Origin of the sequence: Rhodoblastus sphagnicola (assembly GCF_002937075.1) — a bacterium.
In the GTDB taxonomy this organism is placed as follows: Bacteria; Pseudomonadota; Alphaproteobacteria; order Rhizobiales; family Beijerinckiaceae; genus Rhodoblastus; species Rhodoblastus sphagnicola.
Genome location: NZ_NHSJ01000093.1, coordinates 1 through 17,358 on the forward strand (window position 1 = coordinate 1; position 17,358 = coordinate 17,358).

The 17,358-nt window shown below is 67.5% G+C and carries 12 protein-coding genes; 8 read left to right on the plus strand and 4 right to left on the minus strand.

Going from position 1 to position 17,358, the window contains the following annotated elements; translation table 11 throughout:
• Window positions 1-654, plus strand: a 654-nt coding sequence (locus CCR94_RS15405; RefSeq protein ID WP_146090023.1) for an SPOR domain-containing protein, incomplete at its 5' end; no start/stop codon positions are given.
• 62 nt (window positions 655-716) lie between these two features.
• On the opposite strand, the gene CCR94_RS15410 is transcribed toward CCR94_RS15405, so the two are convergent.
• Entirely contained in the window at window positions 717-1,415 is a 699-nt protein-coding gene (locus CCR94_RS15410) for a J domain-containing protein (RefSeq protein WP_104508742.1), read from the minus strand.
• A 115-nt stretch (window positions 1,416-1,530) separates the two neighbouring features.
• Here CCR94_RS15410 and CCR94_RS15415 point away from each other — a divergent pair, with 115 nt between their 5' ends.
• Complete coding sequence (locus CCR94_RS15415; RefSeq protein WP_104508743.1) at window positions 1,531-1,947, plus strand: DUF1489 family protein; 417 nt, start codon at window positions 1,531-1,533, stop codon at window positions 1,945-1,947.
• Window positions 1,948-2,144: 197 nt separating this feature from the next.
• Here CCR94_RS15415 and CCR94_RS15420 read toward each other — a convergent pair whose 3' ends face one another.
• Entirely contained in the window at window positions 2,145-2,591 is a 447-nt protein-coding gene (locus CCR94_RS15420) for a DUF2867 domain-containing protein (RefSeq protein WP_104508744.1), read from the minus strand.
• Between the two features lie 206 nt (window positions 2,592-2,797).
• On the opposite strand from CCR94_RS15420, the gene CCR94_RS15425 reads away from it, so the two are divergent.
• Window positions 2,798-5,491, plus strand: coding sequence for a CHASE domain-containing protein (locus CCR94_RS15425; RefSeq protein ID WP_158254779.1), 2,694 nt, complete (start codon window positions 2,798-2,800; stop codon window positions 5,489-5,491).
• A 12-nt stretch (window positions 5,492-5,503) separates the two neighbouring features.
• Complete coding sequence (locus tag CCR94_RS15430) at window positions 5,504-5,941, plus strand: response regulator (RefSeq protein WP_104508746.1); 438 nt, start codon at window positions 5,504-5,506, stop codon at window positions 5,939-5,941.
• A 301-nt stretch (window positions 5,942-6,242) separates the two neighbouring features.
• On the opposite strand, the gene CCR94_RS15435 is transcribed toward CCR94_RS15430, so the two are convergent.
• Window positions 6,243-6,557 (minus strand): rhodanese-like domain-containing protein, encoded by a 315-nt coding sequence (locus tag CCR94_RS15435; RefSeq protein WP_104508747.1) that lies wholly within the window; start codon window positions 6,555-6,557, stop codon window positions 6,243-6,245.
• A 216-nt stretch (window positions 6,558-6,773) separates the two neighbouring features.
• Here CCR94_RS15435 and CCR94_RS15440 point away from each other — a divergent pair, with 216 nt between their 5' ends.
• The 4 genes from CCR94_RS15440 (at window position 6,774) to CCR94_RS15455 (ending at window position 13,332) form a co-directional block, all read left to right on the plus strand.
• Complete coding sequence (locus tag CCR94_RS15440; RefSeq protein ID WP_104508748.1) at window positions 6,774-9,074, plus strand: NADP-dependent malic enzyme; 2,301 nt, start codon at window positions 6,774-6,776, stop codon at window positions 9,072-9,074.
• An 80-nt stretch (window positions 9,075-9,154) separates the two neighbouring features.
• Window positions 9,155-10,567, plus strand: a complete 1,413-nt coding sequence (locus tag CCR94_RS15445) for a porin (RefSeq protein ID WP_158254780.1) — start codon at window positions 9,155-9,157, stop codon at window positions 10,565-10,567.
• A gap of 119 nt (window positions 10,568-10,686) precedes the next feature.
• Window positions 10,687-12,108 carry a sensor histidine kinase gene (locus tag CCR94_RS15450; protein WP_146090024.1) on the plus strand — a complete coding sequence of 474 codons (1,422 nt, stop codon included), beginning with the start codon at window positions 10,687-10,689 and terminating at the stop codon, window positions 12,106-12,108.
• A gap of 558 nt (window positions 12,109-12,666) precedes the next feature.
• Entirely contained in the window at window positions 12,667-13,332 is a 666-nt protein-coding gene (locus CCR94_RS15455; protein WP_244594097.1) for a response regulator, read from the plus strand.
• A gap of 115 nt (window positions 13,333-13,447) precedes the next feature.
• Here CCR94_RS15455 and CCR94_RS15460 read toward each other — a convergent pair whose 3' ends face one another.
• Window positions 13,448-16,546, minus strand: coding sequence for an Rne/Rng family ribonuclease (locus tag CCR94_RS15460; RefSeq protein WP_104508751.1), 3,099 nt, complete (start codon window positions 16,544-16,546; stop codon window positions 13,448-13,450).
• Between the last annotated feature and the right edge of the window lie 812 nt (window positions 16,547-17,358).

Genomic DNA, 17,358 nt, shown 5'->3' on the forward strand with positions numbered 1-17,358 from the left:
CGGCGCGAACGACCGGCGCCGGTTCGGCGCGCGGGGCCGGCGCACCTTCAGCTCGCCGCCCTGGTGCCGCCGCCGCGTCCCGCCTTTGTCGCCGCCGCGCCGCAGCCGCCCAAGAACATTCCCGACGAGCGGATCAGCCGCGACGACCGCACCGCCACGGCGACCCGACAGGACGCCGCGACCCGACAGGACGGCTCGACCCGACCGACCCAGGAGGCCGCCGGCGCCGCCACCCCCGGCGGCGCGCGCTGGATGACCGGCGCCCCGCCGATGGTCAAGGCCAAGCTCACCGCCCGAATCGAGCCGAAAGCCGCGCCCAAGGCGGCCGAGGACAATGACGACGGGGTCAGCGTGAAGGCCCCGGCTCAGGACAAAGGCAAGGACAAGATCGCGTCGGAAAAGCCGGCTGTATCCGGCTGGATCCTCCAGATCGGCGCCACCGACGACGCCGACAAGGCGCTCGCGCTCATCAAGAGCGCCAAGGAAAAGCGCTCCGCCCTGCTCGGATCGGCCCGCGGCTATACCGAGGCGGTGCGCAAAGGCAAGGAAACGCTCTACCGCGCCCGCTTCGCCGGGCTGGAGGAGTCGCGCGCCGAAGCGGTGTGCAAGGCTTTGAAAAGTTCCGGGTTTTCCTGCATCGCGATGCGCAATTGAAGCGGCCGCGCGTGGGGAAGTCTGGTTGAGTTCGTTGCGTCTTTAAAAAAGTTGGGAGGTCGTCAGACATGACGCCGCAAGAGCCTGTCCTTGGCCTGATTGAGACGGGCCGCGTCATCCGTCGTCCCCCCGTGGTCGGGATGACGTTCCTTCATGAGCGCGCGATGCGCCCGAACGATCTCGTCCGCGCTCGACCCCCGTCGAAGTCCGAGCGTCTGATAAGCTTCCTGCTCGCTCATTTCGCCGACGCGGCCGTTCGACCCGTTCCAACCCGCGTCCGCATTGTCCTGAGCTGTCGCGCGCCATCCGGGAAAGCGGCGGTCCAGATAAGCCTCTAGCGCCAGCAGCGCCTGGGGATCCTCCACGGCGCACTGGGCGTGGAAGGCGTCGCATTCGAACTTGGACATTTCCGACAATTTCCAGCCGGCGAAGCGGCCGGAGAGAACTTTTCCGTCGCGCACGCCGTAATCGTCGAATTCCAGATCCACCGTACCGCCACGCACGCGCTTGGCGCCGCCGAACGTGAAGGGCGCGCGAAAATTCTTGCCCGCCGCCGTCAGCATGGCCGCGCCCCCCAGCGCCAGCGCCACGATGAAATGGCCGCGCGTGAGCGCCAGCGCGGCGGCGCCGAGCGCCATCATCGCCAGCGCGGAGCGCGTCAGCGCGGCGACGCGCGCCGGCGGGGAGCGGCCCATTTCGCGCAGGGCGTAAAGCACAAGGATGAGAGCCAGAAGTCCGAGCAGAAGAATATTCGCCTCCATTTTTCGCGGTCAAGATAGTCCTTCTCGCCCCCAGGCGCCAGCAGGGGGCAACGGGAGCCAGCGCGGGACGATAGGCGCCATTGGACGGACGCGCCCGCGCCGGGTAGAAAGGCGCATGCCGCTCCATCTGCTGAAACTTTGCGTCGGAATCGAGTCCGTCGCCGAATTGCGCCGCTTCACCCTGGCGCGGGCGAAAGCGAGTCCAGGCGCGATCCACGCCCATGTGACGCGGATGCGCCCCACCCGCGCCGGGGAATTGCTCGACGGCGGCTCGCTGTATTGGGTGATCAAAGGCCAGATTTGCGCGCGGCAGAAACTGATCGGCCTGGAGGATTTCGTCGATTCCGCCGGGGTGCGCCGCTGCGCGCTGGAACTCGACGACGACATCGTGTCGGTCGCCCCCCGCCCCTGCCGCGCCTTTCAGGGCTGGCGCTATCTGAAACCCGAGGACGCGCCCGCCGATCTCGGCGCCGCCGGCGAGGCGCTGCCGGAAGAGTTGCGCCGCCAGTTGAGCGCGCTGGGGCTGTTGTGACCGGCGCGCGGCCGAGGCGCCATCCGACCTAAGGCGACGCGACGAAATAAGTGAATCGTCCGCATCGCGAGGAACGAACCCCTCATCCGTCGCGCTTGCGCGCGACACCTTCTCCCGCAAGGGGAGAAGGGAAGCGCGCCGGCGAGGCGTGGCGCTTATCCGGCGCCGGAATTGAAGCGGTTATTTCGTTTCGTTGCCTAAGCCATCCGCTCCGCGAAAGCCCGCGCGATCCGGCGGTGGAATGGCGTCACGGCGGCGAGATAGAGCCGCCCCCAAATATTGTGGCGGCGCACCAAAGTGGTGAGCGTCGCCCTGCCGCCCGCGACCCGCGCCACGATGCGGAAATCCAGATGGGTGTCGTCGAAGCCCAGCACGACCTCGTCCGGCCGTTCGGAAATCACCGGAAAGCCGGTGGACGGCGCCGGTTTCAAGCCGAAGGGGCCGACGAGCGCGTCGCGCAGGTCCATCAGCATCGCCGCCCAGCGCGGCGGATTGGCGAAGATGCGCCGCACCGCTTCCGGCGCGTCGAGGTCGGGCGCAACCGCGATTTCATAACAATCGGCGAAATCATGGCCGGGCAGCGCCGCGCCGCAAGCAGCGGGCGGCGCGACGCAAACCGCGCGGTTTCCCTGCAAACGCCCCATCCATTCCGCTCCTCTGAAAAGCTCGGCTTTATCCTATCCCTTTTTCGCATTTGCGGCGACGCTTCCGTCCCGCTTCGCGTCAAGCTTGCATTAAGCCAAAGCGTGCAACGTGAGAACGCCGGCATGACGCCGGTCCGGCGTCCGCGCGCCGGAGCGGCCGAATGCGCAGGCAAAGGCCGAAGCCGATATCAGGGCGGCGATCGCGGATGGGGACGGCGCAAGCCGGCCGCGCCTTGACGCCAAGCGAAACAGCCGCCACTTTTCAGGCCCAAAACCGTCGCGCCCTCGGCATGTTCGTCGTCATCCTCGTCGGGCTGGTCGCGGCCGTCTTCGCCTATCGCCTTGGCGAAGATGCGCAAACCAGCCGCATCCAGGCCTCGTTCGAGCGCATCGCCGGCGAGCGCATCGCCGCGGTCGAGGCGGGTCTGCTCACCACCATCGGCTCGCTGCGGCCGCTCGCCTCCTTCCTCAACGCGGCGCGCGAACCCGGCCCGGAGGAATTTCAGCGCTTCGTCGCGCCCCTGCTCGCCTCAAGTCCGGGGATTCAGGCCTTCGAATGGGTTCCAGTGGTCGAGAATGCCGAGCGCGCCCGGTTCGAGGCCGAAGCCGCGCGCGAGTTTCCGGGTTTCCGCATCCGCGACCAAAATGGGCAGGGCATGGCGGTCGCGGCGGAGCGCGCGCGCTATTATCCCGTGACCACGGTCGAGCCGCTGCGCGGCAATGAAAAGATCGTCGGCTTCGATGTCGCCTCCGATCCCGTCCGCCGCGCGGCCATCGAAGCGGCGGTCGCCACCCGCGCCCCCCAGGCCTCCGGCCGGATCACCCTGATTCAGCACGCCGGCGACCATAACGGCTTCTTCGTGGCCTATCCGGTGTTCGACGGCTCGGACCGGCTGCGCGGGCTCGTGCTGGGTGTATTCTGCGTCGAGGAGGCGGTGAATCGCCTCGGGTCCGGCGCCGATCTCTCCCTTTCCATCAGCGACCTCGCCGCCGACCCGCGCGAGGCGCAAATGTATCCGGCGACGCCCCGGGGCGTGTCGCGCCCGCCCGCCGCCGTCGCAAGTTCGCGGGTGCTGTCGATCGGCGGGCGGCCCTGGCTGGTCGAGGCCGTGGCGACGCCGGATTTTCTGGCGCGCGAGACCGGGCGGTTGCCGGAAGTCCTTCTGGTGGCCTGGCTGTTCCTGGCCGGCAATATCGCCTGGCTGGTGGACCGGCGCTATGCGGTGAAGGCCGAGGTGATCGCGCGCACGGCGGACATGCGTCAGGCCCGCGACGAGGCCCGCCGCGCCAATCGCGCCAAGAGCGATTTCCTCGCCGCCATGAGCCACGAAATCCGCACGCCGCTGATCGGCGTGGTCGCGCTCGCCGATCACCTGCTGGACCAGAATTTGAGTCCGGAGCACCGCCAATCCCTGGCGATCATCGCCCGCTCCGGCGAGCATCTGCACCGGATGATCAACGACATTCTCGACTTTTCAAAACTCGAGGCCAAGCAACTCACCCTGGAGATCCGCCCGTTCAACCCGTCGACGGCGGCGCGCAACGTCGCCGCGCTGATGGAGCGACAGGCGGCCGACAAGGGACTGTCGCTCGACGTGCGCATCGCCGACGATCTGCCCGAGCGGGTCGCGGGCGATCCGGCGCGTCTGCGCCAGATCCTGCTCAACCTGATCTCCAACGCCTTGAAATTCACCGATTCAGGCGGCGTCCATATCGAAGTTTCCGCCGAATCGCCGCAAGCTGACGGCCGCCGCCCGCTCGTCTTCACGGTGCGCGATTCGGGGCCGGGCATGAGCGAGGCCACCCGCGCCAAACTGTTCACCGAATTCTGGCAGGCGGACAGCTCCATCGCCCGGCGCTTCGGCGGCACCGGCCTTGGCCTCGCCATCTCGCGCCGGCTCGCCAAGCGGATGGACGGCGATATTTTCGTGGTCAGCGCCCCCGGCGAGGGCAGCGCCTTCACGCTGCGCGCGCCTTTCGCCGAGATTCCGGCCGAAAACGCGGCGCAAGAGCTTGGGGAGGAGAGGAGCGCCGCGCCCCCCATCCTTTCAAACGACCTGCCCGCGCCGATCCGGCTGGTGATTCCGCCGCCAGCGCCGGATGCGGACCAGCACGACTTTTCCGGCCGCTCGATCCTGCTCGCCGAGGACAATCCGACCAACCGCGCCATCGCCCAGACCATACTGGCGCGCACCGGCGCCCGTGTCGTCGAGGCCAGCGACGGCGCCGAGGCCCTGGCGAAAGCCTCATGTGAAAGATTCGACCTGATCCTTATGGACGTGCACATGCCCAACATGACCGGACTGGAGGCTGCGCGCGCCATCCGCGCCCTGCCCGCGCCGTTCGGCGACACTCCGATCGTGGCGCTGACCGCCAGCGCCTTCCAGGAGGACCGCAACCTCTGCGCCGCCGCCGGAATGGACGATTTCCTGGCCAAGCCCTATCGCGGCGGCCCGCTGCGCGACGTGGCGGCGCGGGCCATGGCCGCCGAACCGGCCAGCGCATCGGCGCGCGGCTCCACGCCGGTCTGCGGCGAGCCCGCCGCGCAAGTCGGCGCACCCGCCTTCGCTTACGACTCCTTCGCGCTGCTGGGCGCCGAGGTCGGGCCGGAGGACGCCCGCGACCTGCTGCGCGATTTCATGACCGACGCCTCGGCGCGGCTGGAAATCATCGAAGCCGAGTTGCGCAAGGGCGAATTGGGCGTTTCCGGCCGCGAGGCGCACGCCCTGAAAAGCTCCGCCGCCACCATGGGCCTCGCCCGGCTCGCCGCCATCGCCCGCGAACTCGAAGCCGCCGCCCGGCGCGAGGACGGCGCCAGCGCCGAAACGCTCGGGCAAGCCGCCCGCGCCGCCTTTGACGAAGCCCGGCCCCATGTCGACGAAATCCTCTCCGCAGCCTGAAAGCGCCTTGCCATGAGCCAAGCTCCCGAATCCGCCTTGGTCAGCCGCCTTCTGGTGGTGGACGACGACCTGATCCAGCGCCGCCTCATCGCGAAAATCGCCGCGCAGGCGGGGCATGAGGTGGCGCAAGCCTGCTCGGTGGCGGAGGCGGAGGCCATCCTCGCCCAGACCTGCCTCGAACAACGACCGTTCGATTGCGTGACCGTCGATCTCGGCCTCACCGATGGCGTCGGCGCCGACCTGCTCCACCTCACCGCGGAAAAATGTCCGGGCGCGCGGGTGCTGATCGTCACCGGCGAAACGGGGCATCTGCTCGACGACACCCTGACAATCGCGCGCGAACATGAGATAGAGATCGCCCACATCTTCATCAAGCCGCTCGACCTCGTCGGGCTGCGCGACGCGCTGAAGCGGGAGCGGGAGAGTCTTGCGCGCCGCTCCGCGGCTTGAGGGCGCATGCCTCATATGCGCGGGGTCAAGCGCTGGCGGGCTGCGGCAAGAGCCGTGGACCGCCCTCGTGCTTCGAGACGGCTCCTTCCGAGCCTCCTCAGCATGAGGGCTACTAGAGGGCTACTCTATTGATTCCATTGATCCCCTCATGCTGAGGAGGCGAGCAAAGCTCGCCGTCTCGAAGCACGAGGGGATCAACTCACGAAGCTATCGGCAGCCACCAAGCTTAACCTGGCGCATATGGGCGCACGCCCTCTCGCCCTGGCGTCGGACGAGGCGGTTCAAGGCGCCCGTGAGGAGCCTATTTCTCCACCGACTCGCCCGCCGCGAGCCAGTCGTTCATTGAGCCGGCATAATGGGTGTCGGCGTCGCCGCGCCCGCCCAGCCGGGCCATTTCGATGGCGCGCTGGGTGCGCTGGCCGGAGCGGCAGGAGAACACGATTCTCTTGCCGTTTTCGCGCGGCAGGCGGGACGGATCGAAGGTGGACAGCGGAAAACTGACCGCGCCCGGAATATGGCCGGCGGCGAATTCATTGGGCTCGCGCACGTCAAGCAGCAGGATTTTTCCTTCCGCCAGACCTTGCTTCAATTGTTCCCGCGTCACAATCTCAACCATTGCCTCGTCCTTCGAATGTCCTGCCTGCGAGTGTCCTGCTTGCACTCACCTTTACGCCCAGTCTCGCCGGCCGGAAAGCCCAAAGGCCTGAAGTCCTGCTGCAATCTTCGGCACGGCCGCCAATGGCGCCGGCGCGCTTCGTCTCATATATAAACGGCCCGTCTGGAGCGTCGAATCGCCGCGCAAACCTCCGGAAACCAACGCCAGGGAGCCTCAATGAGCGAGAGTCTGTCATCCGACCTGCAATCCGGCGCGCTGGTCTATCACTCGCATCCGCGACCGGGAAAGCTGGAAATTCGCGCGACCAAACCGCTCGGCAACCAGCGCGACCTCGCGCTGGCCTATTCGCCCGGCGTCGCCGCGCCCTGCCTGGAAATCGCGGAAAATCCCGACAAGGCCGCGCTCTATACCTCGCGCCAGAATCTGGTGGCCGTCGTCACCAATGGCACCGCCGTGCTCGGCCTCGGCGACATCGGGCCGCTGGCGGCCAAGCCGGTGATGGAGGGCAAGGCGGTCCTGTTCAAGAAATTCGCCGGCATCGACGTGTTCGACATCGAACTGAACGAAAAGAACGTCGACAAGCTGGTTGACGCCATAGCCGCGCTGGAGCCGACGTTCGGCGGCATCAATCTGGAAGACATCAAGGCGCCCGAATGCTTTGAAGTCGAACGCCGGCTGCGGGAAAAAATGGCGATCCCGGTGTTTCACGACGACCAGCATGGCACCGCCATCATCGTCGGCGCCGCCGTCACCAATGGCCTGAAACTCGCCGGCAAGAAGATCGAGGAGGCGAAAATCGTGTCCTCCGGCGCCGGCGCGGCGGCCTTGGCCTGCCTCAGCCTGCTGGTGGCGCTCGGGGCGAAACGCGAAAACATTTTCGTCACCGATCTCGAAGGCGTGGTCTACAAGGGCCGCAACACGCTGATGGACCCGCTCAAGGAGACTTTTGCGCGGGAAACCTCCGCGCGGACGCTGACCGAGGTGATTCCCGGCGCCGACGTCTTCCTCGGCCTGTCGGCCGGCGGCGTGCTCAAGCCGGACATGGTCCGGGAAATGGCGGCGACGCCGCTGATCCTGGCGCTGGCCAATCCCGACCCGGAAATCCTGCCCGAGGCGGCGCTGGCCGTGCGTCCCGACGCGGTTTTATGCACGGGGCGGTCGGATTATCCCAACCAGGTCAACAATGTCCTGTGTTTCCCCTACATTTTCCGGGGCGCGCTGGATGTGGGCGCCACCACCATCAACGAGGCGATGAAGCTCGCCGCCGTCGAGGCCATCGCCGGGCTCGCCCATGAACCGCCCTCTGAAGTGGTGGCCCGCGCCGCCGGCGGCGTCGCGCCGGCCTTCGGCAAGGCCAGCCTGATTCCCTCGCCGTTCGATCCGCGCCTGATCCTGCGCATCGCCCCCGCCGTGGCCAGGGCGGCGGCGAAAAGCGGCGTCGCCCGCCACCCCATCGTCGATTTCGAGGCCTATCAGGCCAAACTGGAAGCCACGGTGTTCCGCTCCGGCTTCATCATGAAGCCGCTGATGCAGGCGGCCAAGGCCAGCCCGCGCCGCGTGGTCTATTCCGAGGGCGAGGACGAGCGCGTTTTGCGCGCGGTCCAATCCGTGGTGGAGGAAGGCATCGCCCTGCCGATCCTGATCGGGCGGCGCGCCGTGGTGGAGAAGCATCTCAAAAAGTTCGGGCTGGCCATCGCCATCGACCGCGATTTCCAGTTGATCGATCCCGAACACGACCCGCGCTACAAGGATTATGTCGCCTCGCTGGTGGCCATCGCCGGTCGGCGCGGCGTCAATCCCGACCTCGCCCGCACCCTGGTGCGCACCAACGCCACGGTGATCGGGGCGCTGGCGCTGGCGCGCGGCGAGGCCGACGGCCTGCTGTGCGGGCTTGAAGGCCGCTATGCCGAGCGTCTCTGCAATGTGCGCGACATTATCGGGGTGGCGCCGGGCGTGTCGGATTTCTCCGCCATGAGCCTGATGATCACCAACAAGGGCGCGTTCTTCATCGCCGACACCCATGTGCGCCGCGATCCCAGCGCCCGCGAGATCGCCGAATCCGCCGTGCTCTGCGCCGCCCACGCCCGCCGCTTCGGCCTCAACCCGAAAATCGCGCTGGTGACCGATTCCGATTTCGGCTCGGAGGATTCGCCCTCCGCGGCGAAAATGCGCGCCGCGCTCGACATTCTGCGCCACGACGCGCCGGATCTGGAAGTGGACGGCGAAATGAAGGCCGACAGCGCGCTGTCCGAGGTCAAGCGCGCGCGCGTCTTCCCCAACTCACGGCTCAAGGGCGTGGCCAACATCTTGATCATGCCCAATCTTCCCGCCGCCAACATCGCCTACCAGATGACCAAGATGATGGCCGACGCCCTGCCGGTCGGGCCGATCCTGCTCGGGGCCGCCAAACCCGCGCATATCCTCACGCCGTCAGTCACGGCGCGTGGCATCGCCAACATGACGGCGGTGGTTGTGGCGGAAGCGCAACACCACGACGAAGAACCCGACAGGACCTGACCCCGCTTCGGCAAAATGTTCCAATCGTGCTATATTCCATGGGAGTCATCCCCTATCTGGGGACGATGGGAAGGTTGACGATGAGGTTCGCCTCGATTCGCGGAATCGCCGCTGTAGTGAGCCTGCCGCTCGCCGCGCTACCGGCGTGCGCGGCGGAACGCTTTGTCGCGCCCGCAGCCCCGGCCGACAGCGCGCCGACCTACGCGCGGACCTGCAACGCCTATGGCGAATCCTATTTCGCCCTTCCCGACTCCGACATGTGCCTGGCGATCGGCGGCGGCGCGATCGGCCAGCTCGAATTGCGCAGCCTGCCGCGCACGCCGGCCGGGCCGCCGGCCGGCGCCCGCCTGCCCTTCGTCATCGATTCGACCGAGCATCCCGCCGCGCTCGGCGGCGCCTTCGCCGTGGGCCTGACCGTCGCGGCCCGGCTGCCCACCGACGCCGGGCTGGTTTCGGCCTATGTCAGCGCCATGGCCGGCTATGGCGGCAGCGCCAATCCCGACAATTGGGCCAATCTCACCCGGCTCGACCTCGCCTATATCACCTTCGCCGGCTGGACCGCCGGCCGCGCCCAATCCGCCTTCGATTTTTACGCCGACGCGTGGAATTTCACCGTGCTGCGCGGCTCCAACACTCGCACCGAGCTTTTCTCCTACGCTTTCGCGCCAACGCCCGGCGTCACCGCCATTGTGTCGGTGGAAAACCCCCATGAGCGCCGCGGCGAGATCGGCCAGGCGGTCAATCCATTGGCCAGCGTCGGCTACCAGGGCGACGGCGCGCCGGATATCGTGGGCGCGCTGCGGGTCGAGAGTCCGTTGGGTCAGGCGCAGATCAGCGCCGCCGCCCATCAATTGCGCACCCGTTACGCCGCGCCGGCCTCGGTCGCGCCGGGACAGCCGGACGCCGCCACCTCGTCGCAATGGGGCTTCGCGGCGCAAGGCGGGCTCAAGGTCAACCTGCCGAGCCTGTCGGACGCCGACGCCATGATCCTGCAAGCGACCTACGCGCGGGGCGCTTCGGCTTACGTCGCCGGCGACAGCCAGAGCACGTTCGGCGACATCAACCATCCCGGAATCGCCAGCCCGCGCCTGACCACCGCGCCAGGGCTGGCCGCCTATGATTACGATTGCGTGGTCGCGGCGCAACCGTTCGGGCGCTGCGACAGGTCCAGCGGCTACGCCATTGTCGCGGCCCTCAAGCATTTCTGGTCCCCGGAGGTCTCCTCCTCGCTGTTCGCCAGCGTGTTCGGCATGAGCTATCCCGACGCCGTCAAGACCGGCCAGTCGGGCGTGGCCGGCGCCGGCGAGTACCGCGAGTCCATCGTGGGCGGCAATCTGGTGTGGACGCCGCTGAAGAACCTGATGATCGGCGGCGAGATTTCCTACGCGCTCGGCCAGACGGAAACGCCGTCGTCCCCGTCCGGCGGCGCCGGCGAGCAATGGACCACCTCGACGTCATGGTCGGGCCGCGTCCGCGTGCAGCAGAAATTTTGACCCTGATCTGAACGCCGCCTTGCGGTCTCCCGCGCGGCGCGCATGATGCGAAGCGATCAGGAGCAGGCGATGGGCGCGCGGCTTTTCAATGTTTCCCTTCCGGCCGTCGGGGGGCGGGCGTGACGACGGCGGGCGACACCGCGCCAGCTTTCGCCATGGGCCTGTTCGCTTTCGCCCGAATCGGCGCCGATCTGCGGGTGCGCGCCGTCGAGGGCCGGTTGCTGGACTGGCTGCCGCCCCCGGGCGCGCCGCTGGTCGACAGCCCGGTGTTCTTCGGGATGGAGGCGGAACTGGATGCGTTGCGCGCGGGCGCGCGGGCGCGGATCGACCTGCCCGGCCTGCGGCTGCCGCCGGCGGAAAACCCCTTCGCGCTGACCCTCGTCCGCGAAAGCGAGAGCGGCGATGTGCTGATCTACGCCTGCGCCGATTGCGGCGCGCTCGATTTCGAGCGCCAGATCGCCCACGAACGCCGCCAGACCCAAATCCTCGCCGATCAGGCCGCCAGCGCCGGCCGCGTGCTGCGCGAACAGGCGGCGCTCTACCGCGACATTGTCGAAAACGACAGCGATCTCGTGCTTCGCCTTGGCGCCGATCTGCGCGTGTCCTTCATCAACCGGGTCGCCTGCCGGCGCTTCGGCCGCGCCGAGGCCGATTGTCTCGGCCGCGCGGTGGACGATTTGCTCGGCTCCGGGCGGGAGGAGCGCTGGACGGCGCGCTGTTCGGGCCAATCCGACACGTCGTTCGAACAGGCCTTGTTCGGCGCCGGCGGCGCAACGGTGTGGATCTGGTGGCGCGTGCATTGGGTCAGCGGCGGCGCGGAATATCAGGCGGTCGGCCGCGACATCACCGATCTGCGCCGTCTGCGCGCCGACGCCGACGCCCGCGCCGAGGAGGCGCGCGTCAACGCGGTGATGCGCGAGCGCCTGCGCATCGCCCACGCGCTGCACGACACCCTGGTGCATTCGCTGGTGGCGCTCAGCCCCCAGATCCGCCTGATCCGCAAGACCGCCGGTCACGACGCGCCGCCGCGTCTGGCCGAGGAATTGGGGGTCGCGGAACAGGCGGTGCGCGACGGCCTGGCGCGGGCGCGGGCGGCCATCGCCGATCTGCGCGCCCATCCGCTCGAACGTGAAGGCCTCGGCGCGGCGCTGGAATCGCTGGCGCGGCGCTTCAACGAACACACCGGCGTGCACGTGTGCGTCGATCTCGACGCGCGCATCCTTTCCGGCCTCGGCCCGGAGGTGGCCGAGACCTTTTTCCGGATCGCCGAGGAGAGCCTGCGCAACGCAGAACTGCACGCCCAGCCGACGCGGGTCGGCGTTCATCTCGCCGCCGACGCCGAGGACGGGGCCAAGCTGGAGATTGTCGACGACGGCTGTGGTTTCGAACCGAACCGGGCGCGGGACGGCCATTTTGGCCTGATCGGCATGCGCGAACGCGCCGAACTGATCGGCGCGCGCTTCAACATCGAAACCGGCCCTGGCGCCGGGACCCGAATCGTCGTGGCGGCGCCAGGCGCGCGAAGCGCGCGGGAGAGCTGAAGCTGCGCGAAGCGCGCGGGAGAGCTGAAGCTGCGCGGAGCGCGCGGGAAACGTGAAGCCATGCGCGGAACGCGCGGGAAACCGAGAGGCCCGCGAAGCATTCGTCGCCGCAGGCCCTGCGCTAATCTTGCGTCATAAAACGTTGTTCTTGCAAGGACGTTGGCGAAAATACCGAAGAAGGCCGGGGCCGACGCCGGTCTTGCGTTGCGTCAGCTCCAACCGACAGCCAACGGATTCGTTGGGCTCTCGGTCAATCTACTTCGAGAAGACGTTGAATTCTAAGTAAATTGCATTGTGACGAAAAAGCAGCTAAAGCTTGCTTGAAGTGTTTCAGCACTCTCGGCGCACACATTTCTGGCGCGACCTGATTTCGGCGAGCCTCCCTGAATTGTGTTACGTGAGGACACGCTGCGGCTTTCGTCTGGCCGGCCTTGGACGGTCATGCCTCCACCGGCGCATCCTCCCGCAATGGACGGTCTGGAGCCTGCGCTGAACAAGATGCGGAAGCAGGTTCGGCGGCGCGCGCCCTGCTTCCTTCGTGACTGGAGAGGGAAACCGGTGCAGGATGAACGCATCCGCATTCTGATCGCGGAGGATCAACCGATGATCCGTCGCGCCTTCGCTTCGATGCTGGCGCTGGAGGTCGATATGACGATCGTCGCGACGGCCTGCGACGGCGCCGAGGCCGTGCAGGAGGCGCGGCGCTGGCAACCCGACATCGTGCTGATGGACATCCAGATGCCCCGGCTCAACGGCATCGTCGCGACGCGCCAGATCGTCAAGGATTGCCCGGACGCGCAAGTGATCATCCTCACCACCTTCGACAGCGACGACCTGATCTTCGACGCCATTTGCGCGGGCGCGCAGGCCTATTTGCTCAAGGACGCCGAGGAGGAGGAAATCCTCGAAACCATCCGCGCCGTCTCGCGCGGCCATTCGCGGCTCGCGCCCAATGTGGCGCGCAAGCTGCTCGACGAATTCCGCCGCGTGCGCCGGGCGCCCGCGCCTTCGAGCGAGCCCCAGGACCCCGGCGAGGCGCTGACCGATCGCGAGAACGACATCCTGCAATTGATCGTCGCCGGCAAGGGCAACAAGGAAATCGCCGCCAATCTCAAGCTGGCCGAGGGCACGGTGAAGAATTACGTCAGCCGGATATTGGAAAAGCTCAACGCCCGCAGCCGCACGGAACTGGCCGTGAAGGCGCTCAACCGCAGGGTGGAGTAAGGATTAGCGACGAAGCATGGCCCCCTCCGCCCGTCAGCGGGGAGAGAGGGAGGCCGGCGCCCGTTCCTGACAAGAGCGTATAAATGAAACGGGCCGCTTGCGCGGCCCGTTGCTGTTACTTTCCGGAAAGACTGGCCTTGGCCCGCGACCACCAGCCCGAGCGCTTGGGCGCGGCGGGGTCGGCCGCCGTGATCACCGGCAGTTCGGGTTGAGTCGGAACCGGCTTCTCTTCCGCCACCTGTTCCGTCGGAGCTTCGGCGGGCGCGGCTTGGGGCGCTGACGAAACCTCCGAAGCGGCGGCTTCGGGGGCCGACGCGATTTCCGGAAGCGCGGGTTCCAGGTGCGCGGGTTCCAACTGTGCGGTTTCCAGCGGCGCGGGTTCCAAGTGTACGGTTTCCAGCGGCGCGCTCGGCTCGACCGGTTCGCCCTGCGGTTCGTTCGTCACCGGGGCGGGTTCGCCTTCGAAGGCCGCGCGCGCGTCGTCGTTCGCAGCCCATGCGGTCGCGACCGCTTCGCCCTCGCTCGCCTCGGCTCCAGCTTCCGCTCCGGGCTCGGCGCCAGCTTCCTGGCCGCTCGGGCGCCAATCACCCGAGAAATCGCTGACTTCGCCGCCACGACCCCGGCCGCGCCGACGCCAGCGGCCCCGACCGCGCCGACCCTCTTCGCGGGCGCCGTCAGACTCCTCGCCCTCGCCCTGTACCTCGGCGGGGCGGTCCTCGGCCGGCGTCATCATGTCGCCGCCGATCCGCGCCATCATGCTCAGGCCCTCGTCGGAGGGCTGCGGCGCATTGGCCTCGATCGACGATTCGCCGCGGCCCCGTCCGCGCCGACGGCGGCGACGGCGGCGGTTTTCAGCCTCCTCGCGCTCCTCGGCTGTGCCCACCTCGACCTCGGGCGCTTCGGTCTGCTCCTCGTCGAATTCGGCTTCGGTCTCAGCTTCGCCGATCGGCTCCGGCTCCTCCAGCGGACGGCGCGGATCGAAGCGCCGCAAGGGATCGGCCGGTTCGCCGCGCTCCAGCGCGTGATAGGCGCCGCCGGTGAGGGTGTCGTCGGCCTCGACGATCACGGAGACGCCGAAGCGCTCCTCGATCAGCCGCAGCAGCGCGCGCTTCTGGTTGAGGATATAAAGCGCGATGTCGGTGCGGGTGCGCAGGATGACATTGTGGGTGGCGCTCTTGATCAGCGCATCCTCAAGCACGCGGATGACATGGACCGCGACCGAGGAGGTGCTGCGCACCGTGCCGGCGCCGGCGCAATGCGGGCAAATGATAGACGAGCCTTCCAGCACGCCGGTGCGGATGCGCTGGCGCGACATTTCCAGCAGACCGAAATGCGAGATGCGGCCGACCTGGATGCGGGCGCGATCGTCCTTGAGCGCTTCCTTGAGCCGGCGCTCGACCGAGCGGTTGTTGCGACTCTCCTCCATGTCGATGAAATCGACCACGATCAGGCCGGCGAGATCGCGCAGGCGCAACTGGCGCGCGACTTCGTCCGCCGCCTCCAGATTGGTGCGCAGCGCCGTGTCCTCGATATTGTGTTCGCGGGTCGAGCGGCCCGAGTTCACGTCGATGGCGACCAGGGCCTCGGTCTGGTTGATGACGATATAACCGCCCGAGCGCAGCGTCACCTGATTGTGGAACAGCGCGTCGAGCTGCGATTCCGCGCCCCATTTGGCGAAGATCGGCTGGGGATCGCGATAGGCGGCGACGTTCTTGACGTGGCTCGGCATCAGCAGGCGCATGAAATCGCGCGCCTCGCGATAGCCGGGCTCACCGGCGACCACCACCTCGTCGATCTCCTTGCTGTAGAGATCGCGAATGGCGCGCTTGATCAGCGACCCCTCCTCATAGACCAGGGCCGGGGCGCTGGAGGTCAAGGTGAGTTCGCGCACCTGCTCCCACATGCGCATCAGATATTCGAAGTCGCGCTGAATCTCCTGCTTCGTCCGAGCCGCCCCAGCTGTGCGTAAAATCACGCCCATGCCGTCCGGCACCTCCAACTCGCCCGCGATCTCCTTGAGCCGCTTGCGGTCGCCGGTGTCGGTGATTTTCCGCGAAATGCCGCCGCCGCGCGCGGTGTTGGGCATCAGGACGGAATAGCGGCCGGCCAGCGACAGATAGGTGGTCAGCGCCGCGCCCTTGTTGCCGCGCTCTTCCTTGACGACCTGGATCAAGAGCACCTGGCGGCGCTTGATCACTTCCTGGATCTTGTACTGGCGGCGCAGACGGGGGGCGCGATAGGGCGTCTCGTCCATGGCGTCGCCGCCAAGTTGCTCGACGCCTTCCTCTTCCTCGTGGTCGGCGCTGTCGTCGTCGCCCGGTTCGCCTTCGTCGGAGAGCGGCTCGAACGCCGGCGCCTCCTCGACCCGCGCGGGGCGCTCGGCCGTGACGACGTCATCGGTCTCGGAATCGTCTGCGGTCTCGGAGTCTTCCGCGGTCTCGGAGTCATCCGCGTCGGATTCGGCGGCCAGACGGTCCTTCTCCTCGACCACGGCGAAGCCTTCGGGATCGTGGAAGAAGGGCGGGACCAAGACGGCCGGCGCTTCGGCCTGGACCTCGACTTCGGCCGGAGCCTCGGCGACGGGGGAGTCTTGCGCCGGTTCGGCGGCGGCTTCCACCTCGGTCTCGACGGACGGCGCTTCAACCGGCGCGGCCTCGGCGGCGAAGGGCGCGTTTTCCTCCGGCGCGGACGGCGCCGGCTCGGCGGCCAAGGTTTCGACCAGGTTTGGTTCGGCGCCCTCTTCCGCGCCGTTGGTTTCGGCGCCGACGTCACCCAAATGGTCTTCGACGGAGCCGTATTCGGTCGCGCCCTCGTCGGCCTCATCAACTTCGCCGGTCACGCGCTCGTCGGTGCGGCGCTTTTCCGAGCCGCGACGGTTGCGGCGGCTGCGGCGGCGCGGGCTTTCCTCTTCGTCCTCCTCGCGGTGGGCGCGGGATTCCTCCTCAAGCAGCGCGAGTCGGTCGGAGTGCGGGATCTGGTAGTAATCCGGGTGGATTTCACTGAAGGCGAGGAAGCCGTGGCGGTTGCCGCCATATTCCACGAAGGCGGCCTGCAACGAGGGTTCGACCCGCGTGACTTTCGCCAGATAGATGTTTCCGCGCAATTGTTTCTTGGAGGCGGACTCGAAATCGAATTCCTCGACTCTATTTCCTCGAAGCACCACCACCCGCGTCTCTTCGGGGTGGGAGGCGTCGATCAGCATTTTGTTGGCCATTGCGAACTCTTGATTCCATGGCGCCGCTCAGGCTGGCCGCTTGCGTTGCGCGCAGGACGGGACTCGAACTTTTCGAGTCGACCGGTCCCGCCGCGCGCGCGGCGCCGCGCCAAATCTGGCGCGCCATGCTCTTGGATGTGGAGGAAGGATTGGATGTGGAGGAAGGAAACGTCCACGCCGAAGCGGCCGTGAATTTCGCAAAAAGCGAAGCGCGGCGCCCGACGCGGGACGGTGTGGGGCATTGTTGGTAGACAGAAAAATCTTGGACATCAGCCCGAGGCGCGCCGAATCGTACGAAGGCGCGGCGTGTCGAAGCGCGCTGGCCCTTTCCCGATTCTGTCTTCGCGCGGAGAAGGTCTCCGCCCCGAAGGTTTGGCGTCGCCACGTGCAAACCTTTGCAAATAACCGCGCCCCAGCCCTGTAAAGACCTTGGCGGCGGAGCATCTTCGAGTTCCGCGCCCACGGATCCAGGATGGCCTTGGGCGGACGATTAAACACAGTCGGTTTCCCACGCGGCGCCAACGACGCCTCCGTCGCATTCGCGCGCGAAAAACCCTCCGCCTCGCGGAAAATCCGGGCCGTCTTGCTTGACGGACATGCCGGAACGCCTGCCAGACGGGAAACCCATTCGAATCCGGCGCTGCGACTCTTTGTCTCGCGCCGCCGAACATATGCTATGTAATGGTCGCATGCGTCCTTGGCAAGTTCCCGCGACGCGGAAGGCCGCGCCGGTCGCCGCAAGCTTCGTTAAGGATTGTTAACCCTTTCATGCTCTGAATTGCGCGCGCGGGCGTCGCGCATTGCTTTCCACG